This is a genomic window from Kitasatospora albolonga (assembly GCA_002082585.1).
Taxonomy (GTDB): Bacteria; Actinomycetota; Actinomycetes; order Streptomycetales; family Streptomycetaceae; genus Streptomyces; species Streptomyces stephensoniae.
In genome coordinates, this window is record CP020563.1 from 552,045 (window position 1) to 568,459 (window position 16,415).

6 protein-coding genes are annotated in these 16,415 nt (G+C 70.6%); 4 read left to right on the plus strand and 2 right to left on the minus strand.

What is annotated here, in order from left to right; genetic code table 11:
* Positions 1-12 precede the first annotated feature (12 nt).
* On the minus strand, positions 13-414 hold the full coding sequence (locus tag B7C62_02390) for a hypothetical protein (GenBank protein ARF71228.1): 402 nt from the start codon (positions 412-414) through the stop codon (positions 13-15).
* A 188-nt stretch (positions 415-602) separates the two neighbouring features.
* Between B7C62_02390 and B7C62_02395 the strand changes: the two genes are divergently transcribed.
* On the plus strand, positions 603-3,623 hold the full coding sequence (locus B7C62_02395; GenBank protein ARF71229.1) for an SARP family transcriptional regulator: 3,021 nt from the start codon (positions 603-605) through the stop codon (positions 3,621-3,623).
* Between the two features lie 315 nt (positions 3,624-3,938).
* Here B7C62_02395 and B7C62_02400 read toward each other — a convergent pair whose 3' ends face one another.
* Positions 3,939-4,166 (minus strand): hypothetical protein, encoded by a 228-nt coding sequence (locus B7C62_02400; GenBank protein ID ARF71230.1) that lies wholly within the window; start codon positions 4,164-4,166, stop codon positions 3,939-3,941.
* 256 nt (positions 4,167-4,422) lie between these two features.
* Here B7C62_02400 and B7C62_02405 point away from each other — a divergent pair, with 256 nt between their 5' ends.
* The 3 genes from B7C62_02405 to B7C62_02415 all read left to right on the plus strand — a co-directional run bounded on the left by B7C62_02405 (position 4,423) and on the right by B7C62_02415 (position 16,393).
* Positions 4,423-5,910 carry a hypothetical protein gene (locus tag B7C62_02405; GenBank protein ARF71231.1) on the plus strand — a complete coding sequence of 496 codons (1,488 nt, stop codon included), beginning with the start codon at positions 4,423-4,425 and terminating at the stop codon, positions 5,908-5,910.
* Between the two features lie 164 nt (positions 5,911-6,074).
* A complete protein-coding gene (locus B7C62_02410) occupies positions 6,075-15,611 on the plus strand; it encodes a non-ribosomal peptide synthetase (GenBank protein ID ARF71232.1) in 9,537 nt (3,178 codons plus the stop codon).
* The gene (locus B7C62_02415) at positions 15,608-16,393 is read left to right on the plus strand and encodes a thioesterase (GenBank protein ID ARF71233.1); all 786 of its coding nucleotides are present in this window, start codon (positions 15,608-15,610) and stop codon (positions 16,391-16,393) included. The genes B7C62_02410 and B7C62_02415 overlap by 4 nt, the downstream gene beginning before the upstream one ends.
* The last annotated feature ends 22 nt before the right edge of the window (positions 16,394-16,415 follow it).

Below are 16,415 nucleotides of genomic sequence, written 5' to 3' on the forward strand. Positions count from 1 at the left end.
CGGAACCGTGCTTCACGGAGTCGTGTGGTAGTAGCGCGTACAGGAGCGCACCATCGCGTCGTCGGCGATGCCGAAGCAGTCGATGAAGCGCAGACAGCTCTCCTCGGTACCCGGGCCGACGATGCGCCCGACGGCGACCACACAGTGGTCGTGGGCGACGATGCGGTCGATCTCGTGGCGGGTGGTGAGCGCGGCGTCCGTGCGATGGGCGTGGAGGACCGCCGTACGGCCCCGGGCCGTCGGCCGGCCGGGGAGTTCGAACTCGACGTCGTCGTGCAGCAGGGAGGCGCAGGCGTCGAAGTCGCCCGCGTTGAGGTAGTCGTAGACCAGGCGGATATGGTCGACCCCCGCAGCGGTGACCGGATCGGCAGGGAGCGCCCAAGGTCCGGCACCCGCGGAGTAGTTGCTGTTCATCACTGTCCCTTTCGCATCCACGGTCCATCCTGCGAATCACCTGCAACTTCTCCCTATCGCGGGGCTATCGCACACGGAAGAACCACATGCCATAGACAGGAACCACACGAATGTGGAGACTGTCCGGCAAGTTGACCCGGCGGCGTCGTCAACTCTCTTGGCTGGTGGGGGAATCAGTGGCTGACGGTATGACGGAGAAGGTCCTTGGGCTGCCCGAAACGTCCGCCCCGCCCTTCCGGGTCCTGGGGCCGCTCCAGGTGCGGGGCTCCGAGGAACCGCTGAGAGTGCCTCCCGGCCGTCAGGAGGTGATCCTCGCCGCGCTGCTCCTGGAGAGCAACCGAGTGGTCAGCACCCACTATCTGGTCGACCTCATCTGGCAGGACGATCCGCCGGAGACCGCACGCACCCAGGTCCAGATCTGTGTGTCGCGGCTGCGGAAACTGCTGGCGGACGCGGACTGCGAGGTCTCGATCACCACCCGGCCGCCGGGGTACGTGCTCAACACCGACGCCGTCAACGTGGACTCCGCGCTCTTCACCGAACAGGTCACGCGCGCCCGGCGGCTGAGGGACCAGGGCGCCCCGGAGCAGGCGGTGGAGCGGCTGAAGGCCGCGATGAGACTCTGGCAGGGGGACTGTCTGACAGGCATGGACAGCGGTCCGCTGGCCAACCGGGCCCGTCAGCTCAACGAGGAACGGCTCGCCGCCCTCGAACTGCGCATGCGGATCGAGCTGGAACTCGGGCGGCACGACCGGCTGGTCGGCGAGCTCCAGATGCTCACGCACGAGCACCCCCTGCGGGAGAGGCTGCGCGGCCAGCTCATGCAGGCCCTGTACTGGTCGGGGCGGCAGGCGGAGGCGCTGGACGTCTTCCAGGCCGGGCGGGTGCTGCTCGACGAGGAGCTCGGGCTGGAGCCCGGCCGCGAACTCAAGGACCTCCAGTCGGCGATCCTCGCGGGCGAACTGCCCCCGCCCGCCGGACCCGGGCCCGGACCCACCGCCCGTACGCAGGCAGAGCCGGAGGACTCGGCGGAGGGGGCCGCCACCGCCCCGCCGACGGCCGAGCGGCACGACGAGATCCCGCACCAGATGCCCGCCACCACCGCGGACTTCGTCGCCGACCCGGGCCGGCTCGCGGAGCTGGAGCGGGCGCTGACCGGAGGGCCGGGGCGGCACACCGCCGGTCTCGTCGCGATCACCGGAAAACCCGGCACCGGGAAGTCCACGCTCGCCGTCCACATGGCGCACATGCTGGCCGAGACCGGGTTCCCGGACGGCCAGCTCTACTGTGACCTGCGCGGTACGACGGGGGCTCCGGCCACTTCCGCGGAGGTCCTCGGCCGGTTCCTGCGGGCGCTCGGCATTCCCGGCCAGCTCATCCCGGAATCGCTGGACGAGCGGGCGGAGATGTACCGGACCCGGCTCGCCTCCCGCCGGGTGCTCGTCGTCCTGGACGACGCGCTCAGCGAGGGCCAGGTGCGGCCGCTGCTGCCCGGCAGCCGGGACTGCGCCGTCCTCGTCACCAGCCGGGCGCGGCTGACCGCCCTGCCCGGTGCGCACCGCGTCGAACTGGACGTACTGGAGGAGGACCGGGCGCTGGAGCTGCTGTCCCGGATCATCGGGGAGGACCGGGTGCGTGACGAGGCCGTGGCGGCCGAGGCGCTCGTCCGCACGGTCGGGCGGCTGCCGCTGGCGCTGCGCATCGTGGCCGCCCGCCTCGCCGCGCGTCCGCACTGGACGCTCGCCTCGATGGTGCACCGGCTCGCCAACGAGCGGCACCGGCTGGACGAGCTGACCCACGGTGAGATGACCATGCGGGCCAGCCTCTCCCTGACGTACGACGGTCTGGCGGCGGCGGACGCCCGGCTGCTGCGGCTGCTGAGCATGGCCCAGGCGCCGACCCTGCCCAGCTGGCTCGCCGGGGCGCTCCTGGACGACGACCGCCCCTTCCCGTCGGACCTGATGGAACCCCTGGTCGACGTACAGATGCTGGATGTGGTCGGGGTGGAGAGCACCGGGGGCTACCGGTACCGCTTCCACGAGATCATCCGTGTCTACGCACGTGAGCAACTGGCCGCGCAGGAAATGCCGGAGGACCGCGAGGCGGCGCTCGTCCGTATGGCGGGCGGCTGGATGCACCTGGCCGAGCAGGCCCACCGCAAGGTGTACGGCGGCGACTACACCGTCCTGCACGGGACCGCCCCCCGCTGGGAGCCGCCCGTCGTCGGCACGGACCAGCTGCTGGCCGACCCGATGGCCTGGCTGGACGCCGAACAGGGCGCGCTGTGCGGGATGGTGGAGCAGGCGGCGGACGAGGGGCTGCACGATGTCAGCTGGGACCTGGCGACGACCCTGGTCACCCTCTTCGAGGTGCGCGGCCACTACGACCTGTGGGAGCAGACCCATCTGAAGGCGCTGGGTGCCGTCCGCAAGGCGGGCAACCTGCGGGGCGCGGCGGCGGTACAGGCGTCGCTCGGCTCGCTGTACATGAGCCGCAACCAGTTCGACCGGGCGCGGCAGACGCTCGGTTCGGCGCTGGACATCTTCGAGACGCTCGACGAGCCGGAGGGCCGGGCGCTGTGCAGGCGCGATCTGGCCCTCATCGCGCGGACGAGCGGCGACGACGACGGAGCGCTGGAGCTGTACGGGCGGTCCCTCGCCGACTTCGACCGGGCCGACGACGTGGTGGGGCGCGCCATCGTCCTGACGCAGAGCGCCCACATCCGGATGCGCCGGGGTGACAGGGCGGCGGCGCAGACGCAGCTGGACGAGGCGCTGGCCATTTACGAGGGGGTCGGTTACACGGGCGGACGGGCCAGGACGCTGCGCCGCGTCGGCCAGCTGCTGCTGGAACGGGGCGACCACGACCAGGCGGTGCTGACCTTCACCGAGGTGCTGGAGCTGTGCCACGATTCCGGTGACGTCATCGGCGAGGGTCATCTGCTGCGCGACCTGGGACACGCCTTCACCCTGATGGGGCGGCCCGAGCGGGCCAGGAGCTTCTACGACCGGGCCATCGCGACCCGGGAGCACATCATGGATTTTAGTGGTGGCGCGCTGGCGCGCCTGGATCTGGCGCGACTTCTCGAGGGGGACGCGGCGGAGGCGGCGGGGTCCCGGGAGCTTCTGCTCCCTGCGGTCGATGTTTTCCGGGACCGTGGGATGGTGCGGGAACTGACCGAGGCGAAACGATTGCTCGGCGTGGGCTGAGACCGTTCGGGGGGCTGCTCTGAGGGGCCTGCCCTGAGGCGGGGGCCGATGGTGCGGCTGGGACCGTCTGGGGTCTGCCCCGAGGGGCGGTGCTCTTGTTCCGGACGGGTGCTCTCGGTCCGGGGCGGCGCTCTCGGTGAGGGCGGGCGCTCTCGGTGCCTGGCAGATGCTCTCGGTGCCGGGCGGGTGGTCTTGTTCCGGACGGATGCTCTCGGTCCGGGGCGGCGCTCTCGGTCCGGGGCAGCGCTCTCGCTGTCCGACGGGCGCTCTCGTTCTGGACGGGCGTTCTCGCTGTCGGGCGGGGCGCGAAGGGGGTCAGTCCCAGGGGTTGTTGTCCGTGCCGGAGCCGGCCGGGGGCTTGGGGGTCGTGCCCTCGGTGGTGCCGTCCCCGGTCGTGGTGGTGGTCGCCGTGGCGGTGGCCGGAGCGGTGGTGGCGGCCTCGGCGGCCCAGCCCGTCTGGGCGCCCAGGCCGGTCACGATCACGATCAGGGCCGAGGCGGCGGCGGTGCGGAGAGCGGTGCGGGCGGAGGTCTTGTTCGTCATCGGATTCCCCTTCGGTGGTGGTGTTTCCTTCTGACCACCAAATTAGGAAGGCCCGGATTCACGGGGCCGCCCGTGGCCCTATCACCCCGCTATCACGGCGCCGGTCCGCTATCACCGCGCCCCTGAACCCCATCACGGGCCGGGATAGCGGAGGTCCACGCGGGGTTAGGACCGGGATGCTCCCTGGATAGCCAGCGTTCGAAAGATGGCCGAAGAACTACTCACCAGGTCCCGCACCCACCAGCAGGAGCCTCCCATGACGATCGGCCTCCCTCCCCAGAACGCCGCCGCCCCCGACTCCGCGCTCCTCGGCTCCCTCATACGGGGGCACCGGCTCCGTATCGGCCTCACACAGCGGCAGTTGGCGGATCTCTCCACCATCAGCGTCCGCGCCATCCGCGATCTGGAGAAAGGGAAGGCGCAGCGGCCCAGAACCGACACGGTCCGGCTGATCGCCGACGCCCTGCGGCTGGGCCCCCGGGCCCGTACCGCCCTGGAGGAAGCGGCCCGGCGCGGACACCGGGGAGGAGGCGACGGCAGACACACGGGCGCCGAGCGTCCGTCGCCGCCCGTCCCCCTGCACCCCGTCATCGGGCGGGACGCGGAGACCGCGGTCGTCGTGGAGGAGCTGCGGTCGGGGGCCGAACGGCTCGTCACCGTGGTGGGGTTGAGCGGTATGGGCAAGACCCGGGTCGCTCTGGAGGCGGCGGCAAGGCTCCACGAAGCGGGCCTCTCCGTGCTGTGGCACACCGCGCCGGGCCCGGTCCCCGACTTCCTGCCGGCCGAGGACGACTCCTTCACCGCCCTGACCGGGGAGTGCGCCGCCTATCTGCACGGCGGCGGACAGACCGGGGAACGCTCCACACGGACCGGTGAACTCCCGCAAAGGGCAGGTGAACTCCCCGCGCAGAACGGCGAACTCTCCCCATGGACCGGCGAATCCCTCGCGCGGACCGGTGAACTCCCGGCGCGGCTCGCGGACCTCGCGGGCAGCCGCGGCGTCCTGCTGGTGCTCGACGGCGTCGATACGGGCCTGCTCGACGGCCACCGGCTGAACCGGCTGCTGCGTGACGTCCCCGGCCTCCGCGTGCTCGTCACCGCGGAGGAGCCCTGGGACGTTCCCTGCGAACGCCTCTTCCTCCTCTCGCCGTTGGAGGCACCCGCCCCGCCCGACGGCTCCGACTCCCCCGCCACCCGGTTCTTCCTCAGCCAACTGCGCCGCGTCCGCCCCGACATCGCGGCCGACGCGCGGTCGCTGGCGGACATCGGGCGGATCTGCCACCGGCTCGACGGCCACCCCATGGCACTGGTCGCCGCCGCCTCCTGGCTGGCCGTCTGCGATCTGCCGACCCTCTGCGGCATCGTGGAGTCGGACCCCGCCGCCCTGCTCGACCACCTGTCCGGCGACCCGGCGGTCTCGCGCCTGCCGGAGCGGACCGCCCGCACCATCAGCCGGCTGCCCGCCGGCCATCAGAGGCTCCTGTCGGCTCTGCACGAGGCGGACGCGGACGAGTTCGACCTGGGTGACGTCGTCCGGCTGACCGGTCTCCCGCTGCCCAACTGCGGCCGTATGGTGCGTGATCTGCTGGTCAGCGGGGTCATCCGGGCCAGTACGGAGACGGGCCGCTCCGCGTTCCGGGTGCTGTGCGTCGTACGGGCTCTCGCCCCGGCCCCGACCCGAGCCCCGGCCCCCGCCCCGGCCACTGCTGCCGCCGCTGCCACTGCCGCCGACGCTGCCTCCTGACTGCCGCCGCACCGCCGAACTGCTGACGCACCGCCGGGCGGGCTGCCGCTCCCCGGGGCCGCCCGACGGTTGTATGGCACTGCCCCGCCCGGCGCAGCTCCCCGGCCCCGGCCGCGTTCCCCGCCCTCGCCCTCATCTCCGCAGCGACTTCCCCAGGAGTTCCCATGCCGTCCGATGCGCCCGTCGCACCCGCCCCGGCCGCCGTCCGGTTGCCGCTCTCGGTGGCCCAGCACGACATCTGGACGGCCCACACCCTGGACCCCACCGGCCTGCGGTACAGCGTCGGTGAGTGCAGGGAGATCCTCGGCCCGGTGGACCCGGAGCTGATGTCGGCCGCCTGGCGGCGCCTGGCCGAGGAGGCGGACTGCCTGCGGGTCCTGCGCTTCGAGGACGACGGGGAGCAGGTGTGGCAGCTGGTCGACCCGGACGTCGGCTCCCGCACCCTGCCGTTCACCGACGTGAGCGCGGCGGACGACCCGGAGGCGGAAGCCTGGCGCCGGATCGACGCGCTGGTCTGCGACCCGTACGACCTGACCCGCCGGGCCCCCGTACGCTGCGCGCTCTTCAAGCTCGGCGAGGAGAGGTACTTCTACTTCTACGGTTTCCACCACCTGGTCGTCGACGGGGTGGGCGTCTCGATGCTCCTGGCACGGCTCGTCGCCCTGTACGAGCAGGCGGTGGCGGGCGAGCCGTGGGACGCCTCCCCCTTCGGGCGGCTCACCGACCTCCTGACCGAGGACGCGGCGCACCGGAGCTCCGAAGAGGCCGCCGCCGAACGGGCGGGCTGGCGTGAGCACTTGGCCGGTGCGCCGGACGCCCCCAGCATCGTCCGGGGAACCGGCCGGGCCGCCCCCGCGCACGGCGGACTGCCCTTCGCGCGGCGCAGCGTACGGATCTCCCCGGCGGACGCCGAGCGGCTGCGGACCGCCGCCCGTGCCGAGCGCGTCTCCTGGTCCGTCCTCCTGGTGGCGCTGCTCACGGTCTACCTGCACCGGGTCACGGACCGGGACGAGCTGGTGGCCGCCCTGCCGGTGACGGGCCGGAAGTCGAAGACCGCGCGGAGCACGCCCGGGATGATGTCGAACATCGTTCCGCTGCGGCTGCGCGTGCGGCCCGAGGAGCCGCTCGGCGCACTGGTCCGGTCGGTGTCCGCCGAGATCAAGCACGGGCTGCGCCACCAGATGACCCGGTACGAGGACCTGTGCCGGGACGCCGGGGTCATGGACGGTTCCCGCAGGCTCGCCTCACCCGTCATCAACATCATGGGCTTCAACGCGGAGCTGACCGTGTGCGGTCACCCGAGCGTCAACCACAACGTCAGCAACGGCCCGGTCGACGACCTGAGCATCGCCGTGTTCGACCTGGGAGCGGCGAGCGGGCTGCGCATCGACTTCGACACCCCGGTGGAGGGGGTCGACGTGGACGCGGTCGCCGCCCACCAGGACCGGTTCGCCCGGTTCCTTGCGGAGGCCCTCGCCGTCGAGGAGCCGACCGCGCGCCGGGTGGCCGATCTGGAGGTGCTGTCCGGGGCCGAGCGCGAGCTGCTGACCGGGCGGTGGGCCGGGCCGGTGGTGGCGGCCGACGACACGACGCTGGTGGAGCGGTTCGAGGAGCAGGCGGCACGGTTCCCGGACAGCACCGCGCTGATCGACCGGGACCGGCGGGTCACCTACGCCGAGCTCAACGCCGACGCCAACCGGTGGGCCCGGCACCTGCGCTCGCGCGGCCTGGGCCGCGGTGACATGGCGGGCATCCTCTTCGAGCGCGGCGCCCTCTTCGTCACCGCCCTGCTCGCCGTCCTGAAGACCGGTGCCGCGCACGTGCTGCTCGACCCCGACTTCCCCGACGAACGCCTCCGCTCGGCGGCCGGTGACGCGGGCATCGGCCACCTCGTCACCCGCCAGGAGCTCGCGGACCGTGTCTCCGGCGACTGGGCCACCCACACCGGGACCCCCGCCGAGCTGCTGGACCAGGGGACCGGGGACCTCGGCCTCCCGCTCACCGCCGAGGACGCGGCGTGCCTGATGTTCACCTCGGGCTCGACCGGCAGGCCCAAGGGCATCCTCTCCTCCCACCGCAACCTGGTCTCGACCCTCACCCGGCAGAGCTATCTCCCCTTCGGCCCCGACCAGGTCATCCTGCAGTGCTCCCCCGTCTCGTGGGACGCGTTCAGCCTGGAGCTCTGGGGCGCGCTTCTGCACGGCGGCACCGCGGTCCTCCAGCCGGGGCAGAAGCCGGAACCGGCGATCGTCGACGAGCTGGCCCGGCGGCACGGCATCACCACCCTGCTGCTGTCCGCCACCCTCTTCAACTATCTCGTCGACGAACACCCCGGCGCCTTCGCCTCCGTCACCACCGCGTTCACCGTCGGCGAGGCCGCCTCCCCCGCCCACGTACACGCTCTCCAGCGGCTGCGGCCCGGTATGGCCGTCGTCAACGGTTACGGACCGGCCGAGGCGATGATCTTCGCGACCACGCACACCGTCGAGCCCGGCGCCGAGCCGCACCCGGTGATCCCCATCGGATCGCCCCTGGTCAACAAGCCCGCGTACATCCTGGACCACCACCTCAGGCTCTGCCCGCCCGGCACCACGGGGGAGCTGTACCTCGCGGGCGACGGCCTCGCCCACGGGTACCAGGGGCGCCCCGACATCACCGCCGTCCGCTTCGTCCCGCACCCCTTCGGAGGCCCGGGCAGCCGCCTCTACCGCACCGGCGACCTCGCCCACTTCGACCGGAACGGCATCCTCCATTACGAGGGCCGGGCCGACGACCAGGTCAAGGTCCGGGGCTTCCGGATCGAGCCCGGTGAGATCGAGGCGGCTCTCCTCACCCACCCGCGCATCAGCCAGGCGGTGGTCACCCTCCACGAACAGCGGCTCGCCGCCTACGTCGTGGCCGATCAGCCCGTCCACCCCGAAGAGGTCCGCCGCCACTTGGCGGACCGGCTCCCCGAACACCTCGTACCGGCTTATCTCACGTCGCTGGACCGGCTGCCCTTCACCGCGAACGGGAAGATCGACAAGCGGGCGCTGCCGGCCCCGTCGATCGCCTCCCAGGGCGGCCGTGCGGCTCGCACGGCCGAGGAAGAGATCGTGGTGGCCCTGTTCGCGAGGACGCTCGGCCTGCCCGACAGCCCCACGCTCGACGACAACTTCTTCACGCTGGGCGGGCATTCGCTGCTGGCCGCGCGTCTCACGAACCACATCGCCGATGTCCTGGGTGTCCGGCTCACCATCCGTGATGTCTTCCAGCACCCCACGCCTGCTCGGCTCACCGAGCACATCGCGGGGAGGAAGGGCGCCCCCGCACTGCCTCCGCTCGTCGCTGCGGAGGGTGGAGACGGGCTGCCGCCGGCCTCGTACGCCCAGCAGCGGCTGTGGCTGCTGGCCGATCTCGACGGCGGAACCGCCGCGTACAACGTCCCCATCGCCATACGCATCCAAGGAACCCTGGACACAGAGGCGTTGGAGGCCGCACTCAACGACGTGGCAACCCGTCACGCACCGCTGAGGACCGTCTTCGAGACCGTCGACGGCGAGCCCCGCCAGCGCGTTCTGCCCCCGTCACCCGACCGCATCACCCTCACCCACCGCCGGGTGGACGCCGGGGACCTTGATACGGAACTGGCCGCGGCAGCGGGTCACGTCTTCGACCTCCGTACCGAAGTCCCGCTCCGGGCAACCGTGTTCGACACGGGCAACGGCTCACAGGTCCTGCTGCTCCTGCTTCACCACATCGCCACCGACGGCGCCTCCAACGCCCCCTTCTTCACCGACCTCTCCCGGGCTTATGCAGCCCGCCTCACCGGCGCCACCGGGCCCGTCCTGGATCAACTGGCCGTCCAGTACGCCGACTACGCCCAGTGGCAGCGCCGCGTCCTCGGCTCCCCCACCGACCCCGAAAGCCTCCTCGCCCAGGAACTCGACTTCTGGCGACACACCCTCAGCGGCCTCCCCCAGGAACACACCCTCAACCTCGACCGCCCCCGACCGGCTCATGCCACCCACCAGGGCGGAGAAGTCACCGTCGACCTGGGCCCCGACCTCTACGAGCAGATCGGCACACTGTCCCGGGCTGAAGGGTGCACGCCGTTCATGGTCGTGCACGCCGCACTCGTCGCAGCCCTCACCCGCCTCGGTGCGGGCACCGACCTCGCCATCGGCTCACCCGCCGCAGGCCGCAACGACGAGCAACTCCAAGAACTGGTGGGGTTCTTCGTCAACACCCTGGTCCTGCGCACCAACACCACCGGCAACCCCACCTTCCGCGAACTCCTCCACCACGTCCGCACCACCGACCTCGACGCCTTCGCCCACCAAGAAGCCCCCTTCGACCTCGTCCTCGACACCCTCAACCCCACCCGCACCCTCACCCGCCACCCCCTCTTCCAAATCTGCCTGGCGCTGGAGACGGGTGGCGCACCCGCCCTCGACCTGCCGGGGGTCCGGGCGGCCGGTGCCGAGACGTTCGCCAACGGATCGGCCAAGTTCGACCTGGAGTTCTTCCTCCGCTCCGACGACGAGAAGGAGTTCCGGGCCACCGTCGTCTTCGCGCGGGATGTGTTCGACGAGGCGACGGTACGCAGGATGGCCACGGTTCTCGGCTCGGTCCTCCACCAGGTCCTGTCCAACCCGGAACTGCACCTGGCCGACCTGAACGTCCTCACCGAGACCGAACGCGAGCTCCTCACGGGCCCCTGGGCCGGCACCCCCGTCGCCACCGACCACTCCACCATCGTCGAGCGCTTCGAGGAACAGGCCACGCTCCGCCCCGACAAGACCGCCCTCATCTTCGAAGACCTTGAACTCTCCTACAGGGAGCTGAACAGCGCCGCTAACCGCCGAGCTCACCACCTGCGCGAACTGGGCCTGAAACGCGGTGACATCGCCGGAGTCCTCCTGGAGCGGGGCACGGACTTCGCGACCGCGGTCATCGCCGTCACCAAGACCGGGGCCGCCTACACCCTCCTGGACCCCGACTTCCCCGACGAGCGACTGCGCACCGCCGCTGACGACGCCGGTATCACCCACCTCATCACCGATGCGACTCTCGGCAGTCGGCTGGCAGGGCCGTGGCAGGCAGTCATCTGGACGGGCGAGGAACTGGAAAGCCGGTCGGGAGAGAACCTGAACCTGCCGCTGACCAGTGCTGATGTGGCGTGTCTGATGTTCACCTCAGGCTCCACCGGACGCCCCAAAGGCATCCTCTCCTCCCACCACAACCTCACCTCCACCATCACCCACCAGAACTACGGAACCTTCGGACCCAACGAAACCTTCCTCCAATCCTCACCCGTCTCCTGGGACGCCTTCAGCCTCGAATTCTGGGGCGCCCTCCTCCACGGAGCCACCACCGTCCTCCAACCCGGACAAAAACCCGAACCCACCCTCATCACCCAACTCACCCACCACCACAACATCACCATGCTCCAACTCTCCGCCAGCCTCTTCAACTACCTCACCGACGAACACCCCCACGCCTTCACCACCGTCACCACCACCTACACCGCAGGCGAAACCGCCTCACCCACCCACACCCACAAACTCCACCAACACCACCCCCACCTCACCATCACCAACGGCTACGGCCCCGCCGAATCCATGGGCTTCACCACCACCCACACCACCCACCCCACCACCCAACCCCACACCACCATCCCCATCGGAACCCCCCTCACCAACAAACACACCTACATCCTCGACAACCACCTCAACCTCACCCCACCCGGCACCACCGGCCACCTCTACCTCGCCGGCCACGGCCTCGCCCACGGCTACCACAACCGACCCGACACCACCGCCACCCACTTCATCCCCAACCCCTACGGACCCCCCGGCACCCACCTCTACCGCACCGGCGACCTCGCCCACCACGACCACCACGGAAACCTCCACTACGACGGCCGCGCCGACAACCAAATCAAAATCCGCGGCTTCCGCATCGAACCCACCGAAATCGAAACCACCCTCCTCACCCACCCCCACATCACCCAAACCACCATCACCACCCACCAGGAACAGCTGGTCGCGTACGTGGTCGAGGAGCCGCCCGGAGGAGAGACCGACTCCTCCCCCTCCTCCCCCGAGGAGCTGCGCCGGTACGTCGCGGAACGCCTGCCGGAACACCTGGTCCCGTCGCACATCATCGTGCTCGACCGACTGCCGCTCACCCCCAACGGGAAGATCGACAGACGCGCCCTGCCCGCTCCCGCGCCGCAGTTGGCCCGGGGGACGCGGCGGGCACCGCGCACCCCGGGGGAAGAGATCCTGGTCTCGCTGTTCGCCAAGGCCCTGCGAACGACGGAGCCGCTCGGCATCGACGACAACTTCTTCACTCTGGGCGGGCATTCACTGCTGGCCGCGCGTCTCACGAACCACATCGCCGACGTCCTGGGCGTCCGGCTCACCATCCGCGACGTCTTCCAGCACCCGACCCCCGCCCGACTCACCGAACACATCGCCGGGAAGAAGGGCACCCCCGCACTGCCTCCGCTCGTCCCCACGGACAACGCGGAGAACCCGGGCGAGCTGCCCCCGGCCTCGTACGCCCAGCAACGGCTGTGGCTCCTGGCCGATCTCGACGGCGGAACCGCCGCATACAACGTCCCCATCGCCATACGCATCCAAGGCACTCTGGATACGGGTGCGTTGGAGGCCGCACTCAACGACGTGGCAACCCGCCACGCCCCGCTGAGAACCGTCCTCGAGACCGTCGACGGCGAACCCCGCCAGCGCGTCCTGCCCCCCTCACCCGACCGCATCACCCTCACACACCGCCGTATCGACCCCGCGAACCTCGATACGGAACTGGCCACGGCAGCAGGTCACGTCTTCGACCTCCATGCCGAAGTCCCCCTGCGCGCAACCTTGTTCGACACGGGCAACGGCTCACAGGTCCTGCTGCTCCTGCTCCACCACATCGCCACCGACGGCGCCTCCAACACCCCCTTCTTCACCGACCTCTCCCACGCCTACCAAGCCCGCCTCAACGGAACCAGTACCCCCGTCCTGGATCAACTGGCCGTCCAGTACGCCGACTACGCCCAGTGGCAGCGCCGCGTCCTCGGCTCCCCCACCGACCCCGAAAGCCTCCTCGCCCAGGAACTCGACTTCTGGCGACACACCCTCAGCGGCCTCCCCCAGGAACACACCCTCAACCTCGACCGCCCCCGACCGGCTCATGCCACCCACCAGGGCGGAGAAGTCGACATCGACCTGGGCCCCGACCTCTACGAGTGGGTCACCGAACTCTCCCGGGCCGAAGGATGCACGCCATTCATGGTCGTGCACGCGGCGCTCGTCGCAGCACTCACCCGCCTGGGTGCGGGCACGGATCTCGCCATCGGGTCACCGGTCGCGGGCCGGGGCCACGAAGGGCTTCAGGATCTGGTGGGGTTCTTCGTCAACACCCTGGTCCTGCGCACCAACACCACCGGCAACCCCACCTTCCGCGAACTCCTCCACCACGTCCGCACCACCGACCTCGACGCCTTCGCCCACCAAGAAGCCCCCTTCGACCTCGTCCTCGACACCCTCAACCCCACCCGCACCCTCACCCGCCACCCCCTCTTCCAAATCTGCCTCGGGCTCGAGGCGGGCGGTCTGCCGGAGGTGAGTCTGGCCGGGGTGCAGGAGGCCGAAGTCTTCGGTGTCATGAACGGCTCGGCCAAGTTCGACCTGGAGTTCCTCCTCCGCTCCGACGACAGCAAGCGCCTGCACGGCGCGATCCTCTTCGCGCGGGATGTGTTCGACGAGGCGACGGTACGCAGGATGGCCACGGTCCTCGGTTCGGTCCTCCACCAGGTCCTGTCCAACCCGGAACTGCACCTGGCCGACCTGAACGTCCTCACCGAGACCGAACGCGAGCTCCTCACGGGCCCCTGGGCCGGCACCCCCGTCGCCACCGACCACTCCACCATCGTCGAGCGCTTCGAGGAACAGACCGCACTCCGCCCCGAGAAGACCGCGCTCATCTTCGAAGACCGGCGGGTGACCTACGCCGACCTCAACGCCTCCGCGAACCGCCTGGCTCACCACCTCCGCACCTTGGGTCTCAAGCGCGGTGACATCGCGGGAGTGCTGTTGGAGCGGGGCACGGACTTCGCGACCGCGGTCATCGCCGTCACCAAGACCGGGGCCGCCTACACCCTCCTCGACCCCGACTTCCCCGACGAACGACTCCGCACCGCCGCCCACGACGCCGGTATCACCCACCTCATCACCGACACCGTGCTGTCCCAACGCCTCAACGGGCCCTGGACCACCGTGACCGAGCAGCCCGGCGACCTCACCGCTCTGCCGGACACCAACCTCGGCATACCCCTCACCCGTGCTGATGTGGCGTGCTTGATGTTCACCTCAGGCTCCACCGGACGCCCCAAAGGCATCCTCTCCTCCCACCACAACCTCACCTCCACCATCACCCACCAGAACTACGGAACCTTCGGACCCAACGAAACCTTCCTCCAATCCTCACCCGTCTCCTGGGACGCCTTCAGCCTCGAATTCTGGGGCGCCCTCCTCCACGGAGCCACCACCGTCCTCCAACCCGGACAAAAACCCGAACCCACCCTCATCACCCAACTCACCCACCACCACAACATCACCATGCTCCAACTCTCCGCCAGCCTCTTCAACTACCTCACCGACGAACACCCCCACGCCTTCACCACCGTCACCACCACCTACACCGCAGGCGAAACCGCCTCACCCACCCACACCCACAAACTCCACCAACACCACCCCCACCTCACCATCACCAACGGCTACGGCCCCGCCGAATCCATGGGCTTCACCACCACCCACACCACCCACCCCACCACCCAACCCCACACCACCATCCCCATCGGAACCCCCCTCACCAACAAACACACCTACATCCTCGACAACCACCTCAACCTCACCCCACCCGGCACCACCGGCCACCTCTACCTCGCCGGCCACGGCCTCGCCCACGGCTACCACAACCGACCCGACACCACCGCCACCCACTTCATCCCCAACCCCTACGGACCCCCCGGCACCCACCTCTACCGCACCGGCGACCTCGCCCACCACGACCACCACGGAAACCTCCACTACGACGGCCGCGCCGACAACCAAATCAAAATCCGCGGCTTCCGCATCGAACCCACCGAAATCGAAACCACCCTCCTCACCCACCCCCACATCACCCAAACCACCATCACCACCCATCGCGACGCACTCGCCGCCTACTTCGTCGCCGACTCCGACCGGCTCACCGTGGACGAGGTCCGCCGACACCTGGCCGAGCGGCTTCCCGAGCACCTCGTACCGACCTATCTGACCCGGCTCGACCGGCTTCCCCTGACGCCCAACGGGAAGATCGACAAGCGAGCCCTGCCCATTCCGCAGGCCACCGTCGCCCCGGGCGGGCGCCCGCCGCGCACCCCGCTCGAAGAGACCCTGGTCGCCCTGTTCGCCGGAACCCTCGGCACGAGCGCCGCCCTCACGATCGACGACGACTTCTTCACGCTGGGCGGCCATTCGCTGCTGGGTGCCCGGCTCACCAACCACATCGCCGGTTCGCTGAGGGTCCGGCTGACCGTGCGCGACCTCTTCCAGCACCCGACGCCTGCCCGGCTCGCCGAGCACATCGTCTCCCTCCAGGCAGCGCCCGCCCCGAAGGCCCGGCCCGCCCTCCGCCGCCGTACCCGGACAGAACGGATCAGCTCATGACCATCTCCCCGCCGCCCGCCGCAGACGACGTCGTCTGGGACCTGCCGGGCGAGGCCCCGCACCGCCTGTCGCTGCTGGTGCTGCCGCACGCCGGGGGCAACGCCCACGCGTACGGCGTCTGGCGCGAGCATCTGCCGGCGGATGTGCGGCTGCTGATCGGCCAGTACCCCGGCCGGGGCGCCCGCTACAGCGAGGACCTGCCGGAGTCGGTGGACGACCTGGCGCTGCCGGTCCTCGACTCCCTGCCCGCGGACACCGGTGACCTGGTGGTCCTGGGCCACAGCATGGGGTCCCTGGTCGCCTTCGAGGTGACCCGCGCCCTCCAGGCGGCCGGCCGCACCCCCCGGGGGCTGATCGCCTCCGCCTGCCGGGCCCCGGTGCTGCCCAACCAGTGCCCGGTCCACCCGGAGCTGCTCGACGACGACCAGCTGGTGGCCGCCATCAAGGAGCGCGGGGGCACCGATGACGGCATCCTCGACGAGCCGGAGCTCCGCGAGATCGTCCTGCCGTCCATCCGGGCCGACTTCGCCATCGACGACGCCTACCGGTGCACCGTCCCCGACGTCCGGCTCGACTGCCCGGTGGCCGTGTTCGGCGGCGACGCGGACCCGATCGTGCCGACCGGGATGCTCGGCGGCTGGTCCCTGGTGACCGGGGGCGAGGTCGTGCCCGAGGTGCTCCCGGGCGACCACTTCTACTTCCAGCAGGACCTGCCGGGGTTCTTCGCCCGGCTCAACCCGGTCCTCGGCACCCTGCGGGACGCACCGGCCACGGCCGGCTGACTCCCTGCCGCTCCGGTCGGCC

What these genes read in the sequence shown, in the direction of transcription:
- B7C62_02415 (ARF71233.1), top strand. Translation starts at nt 15,608, where the DNA reads ATGACCATCTCCCCGCCGCCCGCCGCAGACGACGTCGTCTGGGACCTG.
- B7C62_02400 (ARF71230.1), bottom strand. Translation starts at nt 4,166, where the DNA reads ATGACGAACAAGACCTCCGCCCGCACCGCTCTCCGCACCGCCGCCGCC.
- B7C62_02395 (ARF71229.1), top strand. Translation starts at nt 603, where the DNA reads ATGACGGAGAAGGTCCTTGGGCTGCCCGAAACGTCCGCCCCGCCCTTC.
- B7C62_02390 (ARF71228.1), bottom strand. Translation starts at nt 414, where the DNA reads ATGAACAGCAACTACTCCGCGGGTGCCGGACCTTGGGCGCTCCCTGCC.
- B7C62_02410 (ARF71232.1), top strand. Translation starts at nt 6,075, where the DNA reads ATGCCGTCCGATGCGCCCGTCGCACCCGCCCCGGCCGCCGTCCGGTTG.
- B7C62_02405 (ARF71231.1), top strand. Translation starts at nt 4,423, where the DNA reads ATGACGATCGGCCTCCCTCCCCAGAACGCCGCCGCCCCCGACTCCGCG.